The following is a 16030-nucleotide window of genomic DNA, read 5'->3' as shown; positions in this document are numbered from 1 at the left end:
TCCCGGTGTGCGCATCTCCGGAGTACCGCTCATTCCTCGTGGCGCCTCCTTGCCGGTATGGCCTCCACTCCTGGCCACTCGGGGGCAGGGCGGAAGCAGCACGGACCACGCCCACCATGCCATGCACCTCGTGCTGGGGCTCGACGGGCCATTGCGCGTGCGTGCCGGCCTCGGGCCCTGGAGGGAGGTGCCCGGGGTGTTGACGGCGCCGGACGTACCCCATGCCATCGATGCCGCGGGCCGCGAGGTGCTGCTCGTCTTCCTCGAGCCGGAGAGTGAAGCGGGCATGGCGCTCGGCGCCTCTCTCGAGGGCCCCTTCCGTGTCCTCTCCGCCGGGGAGCGCGACCTGCTCGCCCGGGATGCCGAGCCGATGAGCCTCATGCGCGCCGAGGGCGTCGCGTGGACACACCGGGTCGTCGAGGTGCTCGGCGCGGGCACGGCGTCCTCCCGGCGCGCCGTGCATCCCCGAGTACGAAAGCTGCTCCGGCTGCTGCGCGACCTGCCCTCCGAGGGAGACACGTCGCTGTCAGCCCTCGCGGCCGAGGTGGGGCTCTCCCCGGGGCGCCTGATGCATGCCTTCACGGAGTCCATTGGAATGCCGCTGCGGCCCTACCTGGCCTGGCTCAGGCTCCAGCGCGCGGCGGCGGCCATCGTGTCGGGCGTGCCCCTGGGCGAGGCCGCCCATGCCGCGGGCTTCTCGGATGCCGCCCACATGACGCGCACCTTCCGGCGCATGCTGGGCATGCCCCCCTCGGTGCTGCGGCCCACGGCGCAGCCAGCTCGTTCAAGACAGCGGCGCGGGGGCGCCCTACATCCAGGGCATGAATGATCGAACCGAAGGACTTCTCTCCTGGCAGTGGAGCCACTACCCGGACAACCACCGCGATCGCCGCAACCTGCTCCTGCATGCGCTGACGGTGCCCTTGTTCCAGCTCGGCACCGTGCTGCTCGTCACCTCGCCCGTGACCTCGCCCTGGGTGGTCCTGCCCGGCGCCGTGGCCACCGTGAGCGCGCTGGCGCTCCAGGGCCGGGGTCACCGCTTCGAGACGGGCTCGCCCGCCCCCTTCCGGGGCCCCTTCGACGTCATCGCGCGGCTCTTCGTCGAGCAGTGGGTGACGTTCCCCCGCTTCGTGCTGTCGGGTGGCTTCGCTCGCGCGTGGCGCTCGACGCGCGACGCCGCCGCGTCCGTGGCCTGAGCTCCGGTGGGAGTCCGCCCCTCCCTCAGCTCCGTGTGCCAGCCCCCGGGGCTCGCAGCAGCTTGCGCAGGGTGGCTCCCGTCAGTGACGCGAGGTTGTCGGGCGTGAAGCGGAACCAGAAGCCGACGTAGCTGCCGTTGGTCCGGAACTCCGGGTTGACCGTGGCGTAGGCCCTGGCCGCGGGTCTGTCGAAGTAGTCCGGTGAGAAGCGGCCCAGCGTCTCGGGCTTCATGAAGATGTTCACGAGGAAGAGCCCGCGCTCCCCGTCGACCTGGAAGTGGCTCTCCTCGGCCAGGGTGCGGAAGGCCTCCCGGAGGGCGTTGCCCTCTTCTGTGCGCAGGTGGGGATCGAAGATGTGGTACCGGGCGAGCGCCTCGGTGATGGACACGAAGCCGAACAGGCTGGCGATGGACAGGCGGTAGTGGCGGCTGCGCGGGTTTCGAAGCTTCTCCTGGAAGAAGAACGTCAGGCCGGAGAGCAGGTGCAGGCCGCGATTGCGGAACTCGGGCAGGATTCGCAGCTTGCCCCCGAGGATGATGCGGCTCCGGGGCAACCCGATGGGCGCCGTCTTCCAGAACTGGAAGCCAACGATGCTCCGTGTGTCCGCGCGGCGGAAGACGTGCACGACCTCATTGGACAGCGCGTGCACGCGGAAGTGCTCCAGGTCCTCGGCCATCAGGCTGTTGGCGACGGCGTGCAACTCCCGGATGAGCGCGTCCGAGAGCGCCTCCCGGCGGACGATCTCCATGTCGACCGCGGGCGAGTGCCGGGAGAGGCGGAGCAGGTGCTGGAGCATGGGGGGATTATCTACTTGTGGGGAATCTGCTCCATGATCTTTTCGAGGGCGCCCGAGCGCTGGAGCCACACCATGAAGGCGAAGTTGATGGTGTTGAAGGCCGCGTGGGCGAGCATCACGGAGGGCAGGCGGGCGCGGTGAATGAAGACGAAGCCGAAGTAGGCCCCGAGCACGGCGGTCTGGGCCACCGCGAGGGTGCCCTGGTAGAAGTGCCCCATCCCGAAGAGCACGGCCGCGACCAGCACGGCGGCGTGCCAGTGTCCCAGGAGCACCCGCATCCTCGGGACGAGGAAGCCCCGGAAGGTGAGCTCCTCGAAGCTGGCCACGAGCACCATCGCCGCGGCGAAGGCCGGCACGCCGAGCCCCGTCTCCACGAGCGAGGTGGCCACCTCCTTGCGCGCGAGCACCTCCTTCCCGGTGATCTTCAGGAGCGCGCCGAGCGCGGCGAGCGGAATGGCGGCGGCGATGGTGACGGCGTACGCGCCGAGGGCGACGGGGATGCTGAGGAGCAATTCCCGCCCCAGCCCCTCGCGAACGAGGCCGAGCTGCGCCGGCCCCTGCCCATCCCTCCACAGCAGCAGCGCCACGAGCAGGCACATGCCGAGCGCGCGGATGCTCAGCCACATGATGGAGCCGGGCTTGAAGGGTCCGGTCTTCTGGGCGGGCCCGACGTGGACCGTCACCTCGCGCGTCTGTCCCTGGCGCTCGACGGTGAGGCGCATGTCGGTGCTGGCACCTCCTCCCGCCGCCCGGACGCGCTCGCGGAAGTCCTCCTCGGGGTCCGAGGAGGACAGGGGCTCGCCCTCTACCGCGAGGACGCGGTCTCCCACCTCCAGCCGTCCGTCCGCCGGACGCCCGGGCTCCACGTGGGTGAGCTCGACGACCTTTCGGGCTGTCGGGCCGGCGCCTTCCCACGAGACGCTCGTGTACCGCACGCCGAGGCGGGGTGGCGGGGTGGACTCCTCCCTGTACCAGGGACCGGCCAGGGCCGCGCCGAGCGCCAGTCCGAGGAGGAGGACACCCCCGATGGCGCGGCCCCTCTGGCCCGAGCGCCACTCCGTCCAGGGTCGCAGGAGCAGCAGCCCCCAGGCCGCCAGGAGGCAGGTGAGCGTGAGCAGCGGCGCCCTTCCGAACACGGCGAGGTTGGCCGGGAGGAACACGGTGACGAGGATGAACGCCGCCTCGGCCAGCGCTCGCCGACGTGTGGGTGCGTTCTCGCTGAGCGGTTGGGTGTTCGGCATTCGCGGCAGGCTACCCTCGCTCGCCCCCCGGCCCGCCTGGATTTCCACCTCGCACACCCGGGGCACAGTGATGACGTTTGACGGGTGGACAACCAGCCGGCGCGGGCGCGCGGCTCCCGCGACGACAGGAGCGAGACATGAGCATCCGTGACGACAAGAAGGACCTTGATGCGGCGGGCGGGCCGGTTCCCGCCGATCGCTACCGCGGCCAGGCGGAGCGGGTGGCGGACGCCGAGGACCATGACGCGAAGAAGGCGGACAAGAAGCTCACGGACGAGCCGGGGCCGGACTTCCGGGTGGCCTCCGGGGGCGAGTCGGAGGCGGAGCACGCCTTCACCACGGACTCGCCTCGCTGGGGCGAGGAGGGGACGTCTCGCGAGGAGCGTGGGTACCCGCGCGAGGGCGAGGAGGAGCGCCGGGTGGGTGAAGCGCCTCCGGAGCGCGACATCAATCCTCGCGAGTGACGGGGGTGGATCCCCAGACCTTCACCCCGGCCCTCTCCCAGGGGGCGAGGGTGAGGTGACTCAGTTGGTGGCCTCGGTGGTCGCCACGGGATGTTCCCCGTGTGCGTGCTGGCGCGCGTGTTGCGTGGAGAGGAACCTCCGCACGAGCGCTCGCGTCAGCAGCCCGCAGGTCTGACTCCCGGGGGGCCCCTGCACGGGCAGGGCGTCCACGTCCTCCTGGTCCATCAGACGCAGCGCCTGGGCCAGGTCCGTGTCCGGCGACAGCAGCGGCACCTTGCGCGCCAGGTCGCTGGCGACGAGCATCGGGTGCAGCACCTCGTCGCGCCAGATGTCGCGGAACTGGTCCACCTGCACGATGCCGTACAGCTTCCCGTCCCCATCCAGCACGGGCAGCGTGCCGCTCTCGGTGGTGAGCACCTGGTCCATGAGGGGGCGCAGGTGCATGTCGGCGGGCACCGGGGCCAGCTCGCGCATCAGCGCGCGCACCGGCGTGGTGGCCAGCAGCTCCGCGTCCGTCTGCGTCTTGGGTGCCTTGCGCTCGGTGAGGTAGTGGCAGAGCGCCGAGGCGATGGTGCACGTCACCATGAGCGGCAGGATGATGGCGTGGTTGGCGCTCAGCTCGTAGAGCATCATCATCCCCGTGAGGGGCCCTCGGGTGAGCGCGGCCACCGCGCCGCCCATGCCCACGATGGCGTAGGCGCCGCTGGGCCCGGTGGTGGCGGGGAAGAAGTAGTGCACCAGCGTGCCGAAGGCGCCGCCCACCATGGCCCCCATCACCGCCGAGGGGAAGAACGTGCCCCCCGAGCCCCCCGAGCCCAGGGTGATGGCGGTGGCCACCAGCTTCACGCCGCACGCGGTGACGAGGAAGACGAAGCTGAGCTGCCCGATGGCCGCCAGGTTGATGTAGTCGTGCCCGCTGCCCCACACGGTGGGGCTGAGGAAGGCGAGCACGCCCGCGCACAGTCCGCCGAGCCCCGCGCGCTGCCACAGGTGGCGCCGGCCGAACCACGCCGACATCTTCCCTTCCACCCGTCCGGCGAAGAAGTCCTCCGCGTGGTGCAGCAGCCGCACGAAGGCGTACGCGAGCAGGCCGCACAAGAGCCCCAGCCCCACGTAGCAGATCACCTCCCAGCCGCTCACCAGCTCGTAGCCGAGCCGGTCGTTGATCATCGGCGCCGCGCCCATGGTGCCATGGCTCACCAGCGTGCCCGCCACGCTGGCGAGGATGATGGGCGAGAAGACGCGCAGCTCGAACTCGCGCAGGATGATCTCCATCGCGAACACGGCGCCGGCGATGGGGGCGTTGAAGGAGGCGGAGATGCCGGCACCGGCGCCGCACGCCAGCAGGATGGCCAGCTCGCGGCGGGAGAAGCCCAGGATGCGGCCCACGGTGGAGGCGAAGGCGGCGCCTCCGTAGACGATGGGGCCCTCGCGTCCGGCCGAGCCTCCGCTGCCGATGGTGATGGCGCTGGCCACCAGCTTGAGCAGGCCGCGCTCCCCGGGCAGCTCCTGGTTGCTCTTCACCGCGCGCACCACCTCGGGCAGGCCGTGGCCGTGCGTCTCCGGGTAGTCGCGTAGCAGCCGTCCCACCAGCATGCCGCCCAGTGGTGGCGCCACGAGGAAGATCCACCAGGGCAGGTGCGGGAGGATCTCCGTCACGTGGTGGGCATTGCCGAAGGCGCGGTTGAGCGCGGTGAGGGCCACCAGCGGGTAGTAGAGGGCGAGCGCGCCCAGCACCAGCAGGGCCAGCAGACGCAGCCGGCGCTTCACCTCGTCCCGGGGGCCGCCGGGCTCGATGATGCGCGCCAGCAGCAGGGCGCCGGAGACCAGCGGAACTCCGATGATGGCGTGCTCGGGATGCCATTGCGCATGGGCCAGCGCGTCCCAGACCGACAGCAGCGCGCGCGAGCCGGGGCGGCGCAACGCATCGTCCAGCCAGGCGGCACTGAAGGTGAGGCCGCTCACCAGCCCGATGAGGTTGGAGAAGATACCGGCGGCCAGGCCGCTGTAGAGGCCCACCACCGCTCCCGCGATGGGCAGCACCGTGGGGCCAGGCAGGCGGATCCGGTTGAATGCCTGGAGGCTCGCATGGATGAAACGCCTCGACGCCTCGCGAAGCGAGACGGAGGCGGTAGGCGGAGGCTCGTCCTTCATTTGGAGCCCATACTAAGCGCCTCCTGTCGGTGGACTTCAAGGTACTTGAAGATCCAACACTCCGGCTGCTGGCGGGGGAGGAGGCGTGCCCTTCCGTGTCGGACCGGGAGGCCGTTGCTCAGGGGGCGTGGGTGTGGGTGGCCAGGCGCGAGCGCACCAGTAGGGCCAGCCCGCCGATCAGCAGCCATGGACCCACATGCGAGGCCGCCAGGTGGGAGGCGCTCCCATCCGGGCAGTGCACGTGCAGCAGGAGCAGACCCACCGCTCCGGCGGAGAGTCCCGCGGCCACGGCCCTCGCCGGTTGGTACGCCGAGCGCCGCAGCATCACCAGGGCCGCCAGCAGCGGCAGTGCCGACAGCAGCATGTGTGTGCGCGCGCACCCGATGGCACCCGCGAGGAAGCCCTTCACCGCCAGCCCCGAGCCCCCCAGCACCACCGACAGAGCCACCACCGCCGCGCTCGTCCCCACCCAACCCCAGGCTCCGCGCCGCGTCGGCGCCAGCGCCACCACCGCGCCGCCCACCATCGCCAGCCCCACGAGCACGGCCAACCCCACCATCACGCCCAACGACGCCGTGTTCAGGAACGGGCCCACCCGCGTGAACGCCAGAGCACCCAGCAGCGTCGTGCCCACGTACACCCCCAGCAGCACCAGCACTTCGTGCCACCAGGGGCTCGCCTTCGGGTGGGCCGCCAGCTCCCGCAGCGCCTGGCTCCGCGCCGACTCCAGGGCCGGCCCGGCCGCCGGAGCCTTCTCCGCCGGGGCGGGTAGGCCCTCCAGTACGCCGAAGCCCTCCACCAGCGCGCGGCACTCCGCGCACGAGGCCACATGCGCGGCCAGCTCCGGCGGGAGTGGCTGGCCCAGGCTGTCGAGCACGCGCGAGCACTCAGGACTCATGTGTTCGTCTCCTCCCGCAGGGCGGTCAGCAGCTCGCGCAGGCGCGCGTAGCCCCGGTGCGCCCGCACCTTCACCGCGCTCTCCGTGAGCCCCATCGACTCGGCGATCTCCGCGAAGCCCATCCCCTCGAAGCGGTGCAGGACGATGGGGATGCGCTGGCCCTCGGGGAGTTGCGCCAGGGCCCGCTGCACCGCGCTCTCGAGCCCCGTGTCCCGGGCCGCTGGCTCCTCCGCGGGCACGCTGGTGGGCAGCTCGCCCTCGTCCGTCAGGTCCTCGGGGCGTTTGCGCCGTTGCCAGTCGCGCGCCGCGTTGGTGGCGATGGCGTACAGCCACGGCTTCACCCGCGCGCCCGCCTGGAAGCGTCCGCGTGCCCGCACCAATGAGAGGAAGGTCTGCTGCGACAGGTCCTCCGCCGCGGCGGGGCTGCCCGTCAGCCGCGCCAGGTACCCGTGAATGGGCCTCGCGTAGCGCTGGAAGAGGGCATCGAAGGCCCGGGCATCACCCTGACAGAAGCGCGTCATCAGTAGCTCGTCCGACTCACCAGCGGCCGGAGTGGGCGCTGGTTCATCAGCGGTACGCGCGAGGGGGGTGCCGGGTTTCAACGAAGGGGGCGACACGATGGGTCCGGGGGAGCGGACTCTACCCCGGACCGAGTGCTTCCGCCCCTCCTACCTACTGGCGCTTGAGCAGCGCCTGGGGGGACGGCGCGGAGGTAGGCAGGCTGTCGGCCGCGGCGGCGATGGCCTCGCGCACCTTCTCCTCGGCGGCCTTCATCTTCTCCTCGGCGGCCTTCTTCCGGGCGGCCACGGGGGCGAACCAGGGGATGCGCACCGGGGCGTTCAGGGCCGCGCGCTCCTCCGGCGTGTACTTCAGGTACACGTTCTTCACCTGCTCGGAGGGGGTGCGCAGGTCGCTCACCAGCCCCACCCACGAGAGCGCCTTGAGCGAGTAGTAGCTCAGGTCCACTTCCCACCAGAACCAGCCCTGGTTGGCGGTGTTCTGGTAGTAGTGGTGGTTGTTGTGCCAGCCCTCGCCCAGGGTGACGAGCGCCAGGAACCAGTTGTTCTTGCTGGTGTCCGTCGTCTTGTAGCGGCGCTTGCCGAACACGTGGCTGAGCGAGTTGATGGTGAAGGTGCCGTGGTAGAGCAGCGTGGTGCTCACGAAGAAGCCCCACACCAGCATCGAGAAGCCGCCGATGAAGTAGAGCGCCACGGCCAGCAGGACGCCCGGCACCACGTAGAACTTGTTGAGCCACACCAGCTCGGGGAAGCGCGCGAAGTCCTTGATGCTCTCGTAGCGCGTCTCGTTGTACTTGTCGCAGAGGATCCACCCCGTGTGGCTCCACCAGAAGCCCTTCTGGAGCGGCGAGTGGATGTCCTGCTCCTGGTCCGAGTAGCGGTGGTGGTGGCGATGGTGCGCCGCCCACCAGAGCACCCCCTTCTGCACCGCCAGCGTCCCCGCCAGGGCGAGGAAGAACTGGAAGCCGCGGCCCGCCTTGTAGGCGCGGTGGCTGAAGTAGCGGTGGAAGCCGGCGGTAATCCCCCACATGCGGAAGATGTACAGACCCACGCACACCGCGATGTCCACCGGACGGGCTCCCGTGTAGAACACGAAGAGGCACATCAGGTGCACACCGATGAACGGGATGGACGACAGCCAGTTGATCTTCTCTTCCTGGGCCGGTGCGGAGGATTGTGCGGTCAAGGGAGCCTCGTGCTGAATCAGACCGAGCGGGAAATTGCTCAGCCTCGCCCCGCATCAACACCCCCTCTTGTCATGGCTCTGTCAGGCGGACAGAGATTTTGGCAGGCCCGCCAACCACCGCTCGAAATCCGGGTGACCATGCAGCGGAGCGAGGTCCTCGTCGGATGCCGCGTAGTCGGCATCCTGGAAGCCGAGCTCGCTGGCGCGACGCAGCATGCGCATTGCGTCATTTGTGTGACGCGCCCTTGCATGGGCACATGCTGCGTCATAGGCGAGCCGGGAGCCCGGAGCGTGGGCCAGGCCCGACTCGGCGATCGCCGCCGCCTCCGAGTACGCGCCTCGAATGAAGAGGGGCCGCTCGGCGCACACGAAGGCGGCCTCCGCGTCCACTCCGGGTAGCCGCAGCGCGTTCTGGACACGATCCGCGCGGATGAGCGAGCCCGCGTACTCGTGGAGGACGGTGCGGTCCCGCGTCTCGTGCCAGGCCATCTCCCACAGGGCGAGTGCCCGGGACTCGTCACCTATCAAGGAGAAGGCTGCGGCCAGGGCCTGCGTCTCCACCGGCCGGCGCTGCACCTGGGAGAAGTGATCCAACGCCAGTCGTCCCTGGCCGTTCTTGAGGGCCACCCATCCGAGGAGGTGGTGGGCGCGCGAGGCCAGGTCCAGCGTGCACGACTCCGCGTCCAGCACGGAGAGGCCCCGCTGGCGGGCCTCGTCCAGACGTCCACCGGCCATGGCCTCCTGGGCCTGTTGCAGCTCGCGCACCAGCGGCTCCGGCGCCACGCTCGAGGACACCTTGAGCTCTCCGCGCGAGGTGGCCCTGAGCAGCCGCAGGGCCTGGAAGCCATACAGTCCGAAGAGCAGACCGAGCAGGGGCGCGTGGCGGACCCCGAAGGCCACCAGCGCGACGCACAGCACGAGCGCCAGCCACTGGGCGCCCATGAAGCCCGCCTTCCCGAAGAAGCGCGTGGCCAGGGTGCTCACGATGGTGCCTCCATCCAACGTCGGCACGGGCAGCAGGTTGAAGAGGGTCCAGAAGACGTTGGCCGTGAAGAACCAGCCGAGCAGGTAGCGCAACCGCTCGGAGTCCTCCGCCACGGCGTAGTGCCGCAGGGCCAGGGCCGCCAGGCCGAGCAGCAACCCGGCGAGGGGCCCCGCGGCGGTGATCGCCACCAGCTTGTGCCAGGGGAGGGGGGTGGAGGAGTTGGGCCGGGTGCTGCCTCCCAGCCAGATGAGCTGGATGCTCGGCCGGTAGCCGAAGAGCCGGAGCATCAGCGCGTGGCCCGACTCGTGGACGAGCGCCGAGAGGAAGATGATGAACATCCACGAGGCGACGACGAGCAGCGCCGTCCCGGCATACCCGGGCTCCCCGGGCCGCTGGAGCTGCTGGTAGGGCCAGACGTTCGGGTCCAGGGCGAGCGCCGGCAGATCCCGCACCATCAGGACGCCCAGCAGGGCGGAGAAGAGCAGGTGCGAGAGGTGGACCTCGACGGGGATGTCCCCGAGCCGGAAGCGCAACATGGGGCCCGACCTTAACCAAAGGAGGGCGGTCGCGCAGGCTCTCGTCCGGGCCCTGGAACAATCCCGCTAATCCGCTAGGTTCACCGCCGCCATGCTCCGCATCGGTCCCTACTCGCTGCCCAACCCCTTCATCCTCGCGCCCATGGCCGGGGTGAGTGAGATGCCCTTCCGGGTCATCGCCTTCAAGATGGGGGCCGCCCTCTGCCCCACCGAGCTGGTGAGCTCCCAGGGCCTCATGCGCACCAACCAGCGCACCCTCAAGTACCTGCGCTTCGACGCGGAGGTGGAGCGGCCCTACAGCCTGCAGATTTTCGGCGGGGAGCCGGAGGCCATGACGCGCGCGGCGGTCATCGGCAAGCAGTACGGGGCGCAGCTCATCGACATCAACATGGGCTGCCCGGTGAAGAAGGTGACGAAGAACGGCGCCGGCAGCGCCCTGCTGTGCGAGCCGGACCGGGGCGCCACGCTCGTGCGGGACATCCACGCGGCCACCGGTCTGCCCGTCACCTGTAAAATCCGCTCGGGCTGGGACGCCCACACCCTCAACTACCTCCAGGTGGCCGGGAAGCTCTTCGAGGCGGGGTGTGCCGCGATCGCCATCCACCCGCGCACCCGGGCCCAGGGCTACTCGGGCAGGGCGGACTGGAACGTCATCGCCGACCTCAAGCGCCACTTCCCGGACAGGCCCATCATCGGTAACGGCGACGTGAAGACGCCCGCCGACGCGCACCGGATGCTGGAGACCACCGGCTGCGACTTCGTGATGATCGGCCGCGGCGCGCTGGGCAACCCGTGGATCTTCCGCGAGCTGCTCGGGGGCCCGCCGCCCACGCCCGAGGAGCGCAGCGAGCTGGTGCTCCGGCACTTCGCCGCCCACATCGCGTTCGTGGGCGAGGAGCTCCCCGCGGTGCGCTCCTTCCGCAAGCACCTGGCCTGGTACGCCCACGGCCTGCGCGGGGCCGCCGTCTTCCGCTCCGAGGTGAACCAGCTCGACTCGGCGGAAGCGGTGCGGGACTCGGTGCACCGCTTCTTCCTCTCCGCGCACGTCGACCCTCACGCCCCGGAGGAGGAGCAGGATGTCGACTACCGGGCGGCGCTCGGCTGAGGCGGGACGAGCCGCCGCGTCGTGGCGACCTCCTTGAAATAGTGGCAGGCCGGGGTGGGGCGGCGCTCGAGCGTCTCGAAGTCCACGTAGTAGAGACCGAAGCGCGGCCCCCATCCCTCCAGCCACTCGAAGTTGTCCAGGAGACTCCAATAGAGGTAGCCGCGCACGTCCACGCCCTGGGCGCGCGCCTGCAGCACCTGGCCCAGGTGGTTGTGGAGGTAGGCGGGCCGGCGCTGTCCCTCGCGGTCATCCACGCCGTTCTCCGTCACCCACACCGGCAGCCCGTAGCGCTTGAGCTCGCGCAGAATCTGGCCGAAGCCCTCGGGCCAGAGCTCCCAGCCGATGTCGGTGAGGCCCCGGCGGCGCGTGTCCCGGTACTGGAAGGAGATGAAGGGGGGGCGCGGGATGAAGCGCAGGTGGGCGCGCGTGTAGTAGTTCATCCCGATGAAGTCGCACGAGCCGCGCGCACCGGGGACGTCCACGCGGGTGGAGCCGATGCCGGGCATGTTCACCCGGAGCTGGCCGGACACCAGCGCCTCGTGGAAGGCGTGGTTGTAGGCCTGGGCGCCCAGCCGCACGAGCGCCCGGTCCAGTGGGTGCCACCACCGGTCCGGCGCGAAGGCCAGCATGTTCTGCGAGATGCCCAGCTCCACCTCGCCGAGCACCGCCTGGAGCTCCTCGCGCGCGGCCACGTGGGCGCGCACCATGTTCTCCAGCGCGAGCATCGTCTTCGCGCCGTCGGCGATGCCCGGCGGCATGAGGCCCTGCAGGTAGCCGCCGAGCAGCAGCACCATGGGCTCGTTGAGGGAGATGACGAGTGCATCCAACCCCTTGAGAAGAGGGGCGCAGACGCGCGCGTAGGCGCGGAAGGACTCCACGCTTCCGGGCAGGTGCCACGGCGTCTCGCGGTGGAACCAGGTGGGGTGGGTGAAGTGGTGGAGCGTCACCACCGGGCGCAGGCCGCGCGCCTTCATCCGCAGCAGCCGCTCGCGGTAGGCCTCGAGCACCGCGCCATCCAGGCGTCCGCGCTCCGGCTCGATGCGAGCCCACTCCAGCGACACGCGGAAGGCGGTGGCGCCCACGTCGAGCGCCAGGCCGTAGTCCTCCTCGTAGCGGTTCCAGTGGTCCACCGCGCGGCCGCAGCGCACGTGGGGCTCCTTCAGCTTTCCAGCTCGCTCCCACTCGGACCAGTCGTTCTCGATGCCGCCCTCTACCTGGTACGCGGCGGTGGCGACGCCGAAGGTGAAGTTGTCGGGGAAGGTCATGTCGTGAGCACTCATCGCGGGCGCGCACCGTAGATGCGGCACAGGCGCGCGCAAAGCACCTCGTGCTCGTGTCGGCGCGGTGTCGAGTGCGCGCGAGGTGACAGTGGAACGCCTCCAGGGCCGGAAAATCGGCCTGGACGCCGCGTCGAACGCGCGCGATGCCGAAAAATCGGCGCGCCACGCGTTGCACTACATCACCATGCGTTGACACACTGGCACGGCATCTCTACCATTCATGTCAAGCACTCCCCATGCGAGTGCAGGCCCCACTCCAGGGAGTGGTGGTGAACCAACGGAGGCTTTAGATGGCCGCGAAGAAGAAGACCGCGAAGAAGGCCGCGACGAAGAAGACCGCCGCGAAGAAGACCACCCGCAAGACCGCTGCTCCGCGCACGGCCAAGAAGGCCACGGCCAAGAAGGCTCCGGCCAAGAAGGCTCCGGCCCGCAAGACGACCCGCCGCAAGAGCGCGGCGAAGGCCCCCGAGTCCGCCCCTTCCGAGGGCTAGACGTAGGCCAGTAACTTCGCGCAGTTTGAACGGCTCGGCGGATACTCCGCTGGGCCGTTCTTGTTTTTTCGTCCAGGAGGACCCGGTGTCACTGCGTTCCTCGGAGTTGGAGCTGGTGGTGGCGGAAGTATCCGCGCGGCTGGGGGGCGCGGTGGTGCAGAAGGCGTGGTGTCCGCTGCCGCGCCTGGCCTACCTGGAGGTGCGGGTGCCCGGGCGCTCCGTCCTCCTGTGCCTGTGCGCGGAGGGGGAGCTGTCCCGCGTATCGGTGGCGGCGGAGCGCTTCCCCACACCGGGGGAGCCGGCCCCCTTCCAGCGCTGGCTGCGGCAGGAGCTGATAGGCCTCAAGCTGATCGGCGCCTCGTGGTCGGAGGCCGAGCGCCTGGTGACGTTCGACTTCCAGAGCGAGGACTCCCGGCGGAGGCTGGTGCTGGAGCTGGGCTCGCCGGGGGGGCTCGTGCTGCTGACGGACTCGGGCCGGGTGCTGATGCTCTCGGGCGAGGGCCTGGCGCAGCGGCGCTCGCTGCACCCGGGGGCGCAGTGGACGCCGCCGGAGCCGCTGTCCCCGGAGGCGCTCGCCCGGGCCCGGGCCGCTCCGTCGCGCTTCACCACGGATGCGGTGTACCCCCTGGATTTCATGCCCTACGCCGAGGAGGCCGAGCGGCTACTCGGGCCGAAGGACAAGTCGAGCCGCGCGGAAGCCATCCGCCGTCGTCTGGCGCTGCCGTACCGGGCCCGCCTCAAGCGTTCGGGACGCACGTTGGAGAAGGTGCGCGCGGAGGCCGCGCGGGGCCCGGAGGCCGAGCGGCACCGGCAGCTCGGCGAGCTGCTCACCCAGAACCTCTACCAACTGAAGCGGGGGGCCACGGAGGTGACGCTCACCGCGTACACCGAGTCGGGGATGGAGGAGGTGCGGGTGAAGCTGGACCCGAGGCGGACGCCAAAGGAGGAGGCGGACTGGCACTTCCACCAGTACCGGCGCCTGCTGCGGGGCGTGGAGCATGCACGGCAGCGGGAGGCGGAGCTGGCGCGCGAGGTGGGACACGCGGAGGCGGCGCTGAAGCAGCTCGAGGCGCTGGATGAGGACTCGCTGCTGGCGCAGGCGGAGGTGTTGCATCTCTCGGCCGCGGAGGAGGGCCCGCGGGAGGCCCGGCCCTTCAAGGAGTACGTGGGGCATGGGGGCCAGCGCATCTGGGTGGGCAAGGGCGGCGAGGACAACGACACGCTCACCTTCAAGGTGGCGCGCCCCTACCACCTGTGGCTGCACGCGAGGGGGCAGCCGGGCAGCCATGTGGTGGTGCCACTGGCCAAGGGCGTGGAGGTGTCGCAGGAGGTGCTATTGGACGCGGCGCACCTGGCGCTGCACCACTCGGGCGCCAAGGGCGAGCCGCGAGGCGAGGTGAGCTGGGTGCCGGTGAAGTTCGTCAAGAAGGTGAAGGGGGGGGCGCACGGCCAGGTTCTCTACACCCGGGAGAAGACGCTGGTGGTGCGCATGGAGCCGGATCGGCTGGAGCGGCTGTTGAAGACGCGTGGAGGCGAGGCGCCGCCCGCCCCATGAGTGACATGCCCCCCATGGGCCCGGTGTGCGCCCGCTGTCCGGTGGTGTTGGGCACCTCGTGCTGCGAGGTGAAGGAGGGCGAGCACCTGGCCACCCTCACGCGAGCGGACGTGGAGCGCATCGCCGCGCACACGAGGCTCGCACCACGGCGCTTCGTGGCCGAGGAGTACCTCACCGAGGAGGAGGCCGCTGCCTACGAGGCGCGCCGTCCCCTCTACCGGGGCTACTTCCGCCGGGCTCCGGTGCGGCTGACGCTGGCCTCGCGCGCGGGGGCGTGCGTCTTCCACGAGAAGGGAAGGGGGTGTGGGCTGCCCGGAGACGTGCGACCGGTGTCCTGCCGGCTCTATCCCTTCGAGCGCTGGCCAGATGGGAGCTGGAGCGTGCAGATGGAGCGCTACGGTGACCTGGACGAGGCCCGGGCGGGCGGCGGTGCGTGTCTGGCGGTGGAAGAGGCCGGAAGCATGGAGGACGTGCTGACGGCCTTTGGCACCACGCGGGAAGCGGTGGAATCACTGGGAGAACGGCTCGCGGAGGAGACACGGGCACACGGCCGGGGTTGACGGAACGACGGTGGGCAGGCGGGCGAGTGCCGCCGCTCTTGAGTCCCGGAGGCCGCCGGGTACGATGCCGCCCGCGTGTCGTCGCTTCCGCCCCACCAGATGCACCTCTTCCCGCGCCCTCCCGCTCGTGAGGGTGCCGCGTCCCTGCCCGCGCGCAACCGCGCGGCGGAGGCCTCCCATCGTCTGGCCACCGCCCTCCACGAGGAGGAGCTGGTACCGGTCGCCGAGGAGTTCCACCAGCAGTCCGCGCGGGCCATGCAGTCCCATCTCACGGTCGCCACCCGGGAGGAGCTGTGGGCCCGGGCCGAGGCGCTGGCCTACCGGTTGTCCGCGGAGCTGCGGCTGCCGGTGCGGCTGGCGGTGACGGACAACCGCTCCACCATGGTGTCCTTCCGGCGCAGCGCCCACGCGCTGCAGCTGCGGCTGCACCACATGTTCCTCGACGCTCCGGAGCCGGTGGTTCGCGCGGTGGCGGAGTACGCGGGCCGCGGCAACCGCCTGGCGGGCGGCGTGCTGGACGACTACATCCGCGGCCAGCAGCCGCGCATCCGCCAGGAGCGCCACGCGGACGAGGCGGACCTGGAGCCGAGGGGCCGCTACTTCGACCTGCAGGTGCTCTTCGACGAGCTCAACCGCACCTTCTTCCAGGGGGGCATCCAGGCGCGCATTGGCTGGGGCCGCATGCCTCCCCGGCGGCGGCGCAAGTCCATCCGTTTGGGCGTCTACGATCATCAGACGCGGGAGATCCGCATCCACCCGGCGTTGGATCGCGCGGAAGTTCCCTCCTACTTCGTGGAGTTCATCATCTTCCACGAGATGCTCCACCAACTCTTCCCCAGCTCGAACGGGAATGGCCGCCGGGTGCACCACCCTCGGGCGTTCCGGGATCGAGAGAAGGCCTTCCCCCTCTACGCTGCCGCACTGCGTTGGGAGCGGGAGAACCTGAACCTGCTGTTACGGGGCTGAGACGCGATCCACCGCCTGCTGCTTTACCAATTTACCGATCGACGCCCATGTGCGGACGCTGCTTGACCCTGCCCGTGGACCGACCCAATCCTGTTTTGC

General features: G+C 70.5%; 16 protein-coding genes. 8 read left to right on the top strand and 8 right to left on the bottom strand.

All coding sequences use genetic code 11. The annotated features are described in order from the left end of the window. The first annotated feature begins 121 nt into the window (after positions 1 to 121). Both JQX13_RS04250 and JQX13_RS04245 read left to right on the top strand, forming a co-directional pair. Positions 122 to 829 (top strand): helix-turn-helix domain-containing protein, encoded by a 708-nt coding sequence (locus JQX13_RS04250; RefSeq protein ID WP_203407797.1) that lies wholly within the window; start codon positions 122 to 124, stop codon positions 827 to 829. Next, positions 822 to 1196 carry an Mpo1-like protein gene (locus JQX13_RS04245; protein WP_203407796.1) on the top strand — a complete coding sequence of 125 codons (375 nt, stop codon included), beginning with the start codon at positions 822 to 824 and terminating at the stop codon, positions 1194 to 1196. Before JQX13_RS04250 ends, JQX13_RS04245 begins: the two co-directional genes overlap by 8 nt. Before the next feature lie 25 nt (positions 1197 to 1221). Here the strand turns inward: JQX13_RS04245 and JQX13_RS04240 are convergent, their stop codons facing one another. After that, positions 1222 to 1992 (bottom strand): hypothetical protein, encoded by a 771-nt coding sequence (locus JQX13_RS04240; RefSeq protein WP_203407795.1) that lies wholly within the window; start codon positions 1990 to 1992, stop codon positions 1222 to 1224. An 11-nt stretch (positions 1993 to 2003) separates the two neighbouring features. After that, the gene (locus tag JQX13_RS04235) at positions 2004 to 3233 is read right to left on the bottom strand and encodes a CPBP family glutamic-type intramembrane protease (protein ID WP_203407794.1); all 1230 of its coding nucleotides are present in this window, start codon (positions 3231 to 3233) and stop codon (positions 2004 to 2006) included. 137 nt (positions 3234 to 3370) lie between these two features. On the opposite strand from JQX13_RS04235, the gene JQX13_RS04230 reads away from it, so the two are divergent. After that, a complete protein-coding gene (locus JQX13_RS04230; protein ID WP_203407793.1) occupies positions 3371 to 3697 on the top strand; it encodes a hypothetical protein in 327 nt (108 codons plus the stop codon). A gap of 60 nt (positions 3698 to 3757) precedes the next feature. On the opposite strand, the gene JQX13_RS04225 is transcribed toward JQX13_RS04230, so the two are convergent. The 5 genes from JQX13_RS04225 to JQX13_RS04205 form a co-directional block, all read right to left on the bottom strand. Further along, complete coding sequence (locus tag JQX13_RS04225) at positions 3758 to 5851, bottom strand: chloride channel protein (RefSeq protein ID WP_203407792.1); 2094 nt, start codon at positions 5849 to 5851, stop codon at positions 3758 to 3760. Positions 5852 to 5969: 118 nt separating this feature from the next. Next, positions 5970 to 6749: an NrsF family protein gene (locus JQX13_RS04220; protein ID WP_203407791.1), complete on the bottom strand. Its 780-nt coding sequence runs from the start codon at positions 6747 to 6749 to the stop codon at positions 5970 to 5972. Next, a complete protein-coding gene (locus JQX13_RS04215) occupies positions 6746 to 7270 on the bottom strand; it encodes an RNA polymerase sigma factor (protein WP_203407790.1) in 525 nt (174 codons plus the stop codon). Before JQX13_RS04215 ends, JQX13_RS04220 begins: the two co-directional genes overlap by 4 nt. A gap of 151 nt (positions 7271 to 7421) precedes the next feature. Continuing rightward, complete coding sequence (locus JQX13_RS04210) at positions 7422 to 8453, bottom strand: acyl-CoA desaturase (protein WP_203407789.1); 1032 nt, start codon at positions 8451 to 8453, stop codon at positions 7422 to 7424. An 81-nt stretch (positions 8454 to 8534) separates the two neighbouring features. Further along, positions 8535 to 9974 carry a site-2 protease family protein gene (locus JQX13_RS04205; RefSeq protein ID WP_203407788.1) on the bottom strand — a complete coding sequence of 480 codons (1440 nt, stop codon included), beginning with the start codon at positions 9972 to 9974 and terminating at the stop codon, positions 8535 to 8537. Positions 9975 to 10065: 91 nt separating this feature from the next. Between JQX13_RS04205 and dusB the strand changes: the two genes are divergently transcribed. Continuing rightward, on the top strand, positions 10066 to 11079 hold the full coding sequence (gene dusB, locus JQX13_RS04200; RefSeq protein ID WP_203407787.1) for a tRNA dihydrouridine synthase DusB: 1014 nt from the start codon (positions 10066 to 10068) through the stop codon (positions 11077 to 11079). Here the strand turns inward: dusB and JQX13_RS04195 are convergent. Next, positions 11058 to 12359, bottom strand: coding sequence for a glycoside hydrolase family 1 protein (locus tag JQX13_RS04195; protein WP_203407786.1), 1302 nt, complete (start codon positions 12357 to 12359; stop codon positions 11058 to 11060). The genes dusB and JQX13_RS04195 overlap by 22 nt on opposite strands. 290 nt (positions 12360 to 12649) lie before the next feature. Here JQX13_RS04195 and JQX13_RS04190 point away from each other — a divergent pair, with 290 nt between their 5' ends. The 4 genes from JQX13_RS04190 to JQX13_RS04175 all read left to right on the top strand — a co-directional run bounded on the left by JQX13_RS04190 (position 12650) and on the right by JQX13_RS04175 (position 15931). Next, positions 12650 to 12850, top strand: coding sequence for a hypothetical protein (locus tag JQX13_RS04190; RefSeq protein ID WP_203407785.1), 201 nt, complete (start codon positions 12650 to 12652; stop codon positions 12848 to 12850). A gap of 85 nt (positions 12851 to 12935) precedes the next feature. Next, positions 12936 to 14405, top strand: a complete 1470-nt coding sequence (locus tag JQX13_RS04185; RefSeq protein WP_203407784.1) for an NFACT RNA binding domain-containing protein — start codon at positions 12936 to 12938, stop codon at positions 14403 to 14405. Continuing rightward, positions 14402 to 14965, top strand: a complete 564-nt coding sequence (locus tag JQX13_RS04180; protein ID WP_203407783.1) for a hypothetical protein — start codon at positions 14402 to 14404, stop codon at positions 14963 to 14965. The genes JQX13_RS04185 and JQX13_RS04180 overlap by 4 nt, the downstream gene beginning before the upstream one ends. A 99-nt stretch (positions 14966 to 15064) precedes the next feature. Further along, the gene (locus JQX13_RS04175; RefSeq protein ID WP_430384197.1) at positions 15065 to 15931 is read left to right on the top strand and encodes a hypothetical protein; all 867 of its coding nucleotides are present in this window, start codon (positions 15065 to 15067) and stop codon (positions 15929 to 15931) included. Positions 15932 to 16030: the final 99 nt, after the last annotated feature.

This window comes from Archangium violaceum (assembly GCF_016859125.1).
GTDB classification, from domain to species: Bacteria; Myxococcota; Myxococcia; order Myxococcales; family Myxococcaceae; genus Archangium; species Archangium violaceum_A.
The sequence above is the reverse complement of the archived record's forward strand: the minus strand, read 5'-3'. Positions and strand labels throughout refer to the sequence as shown.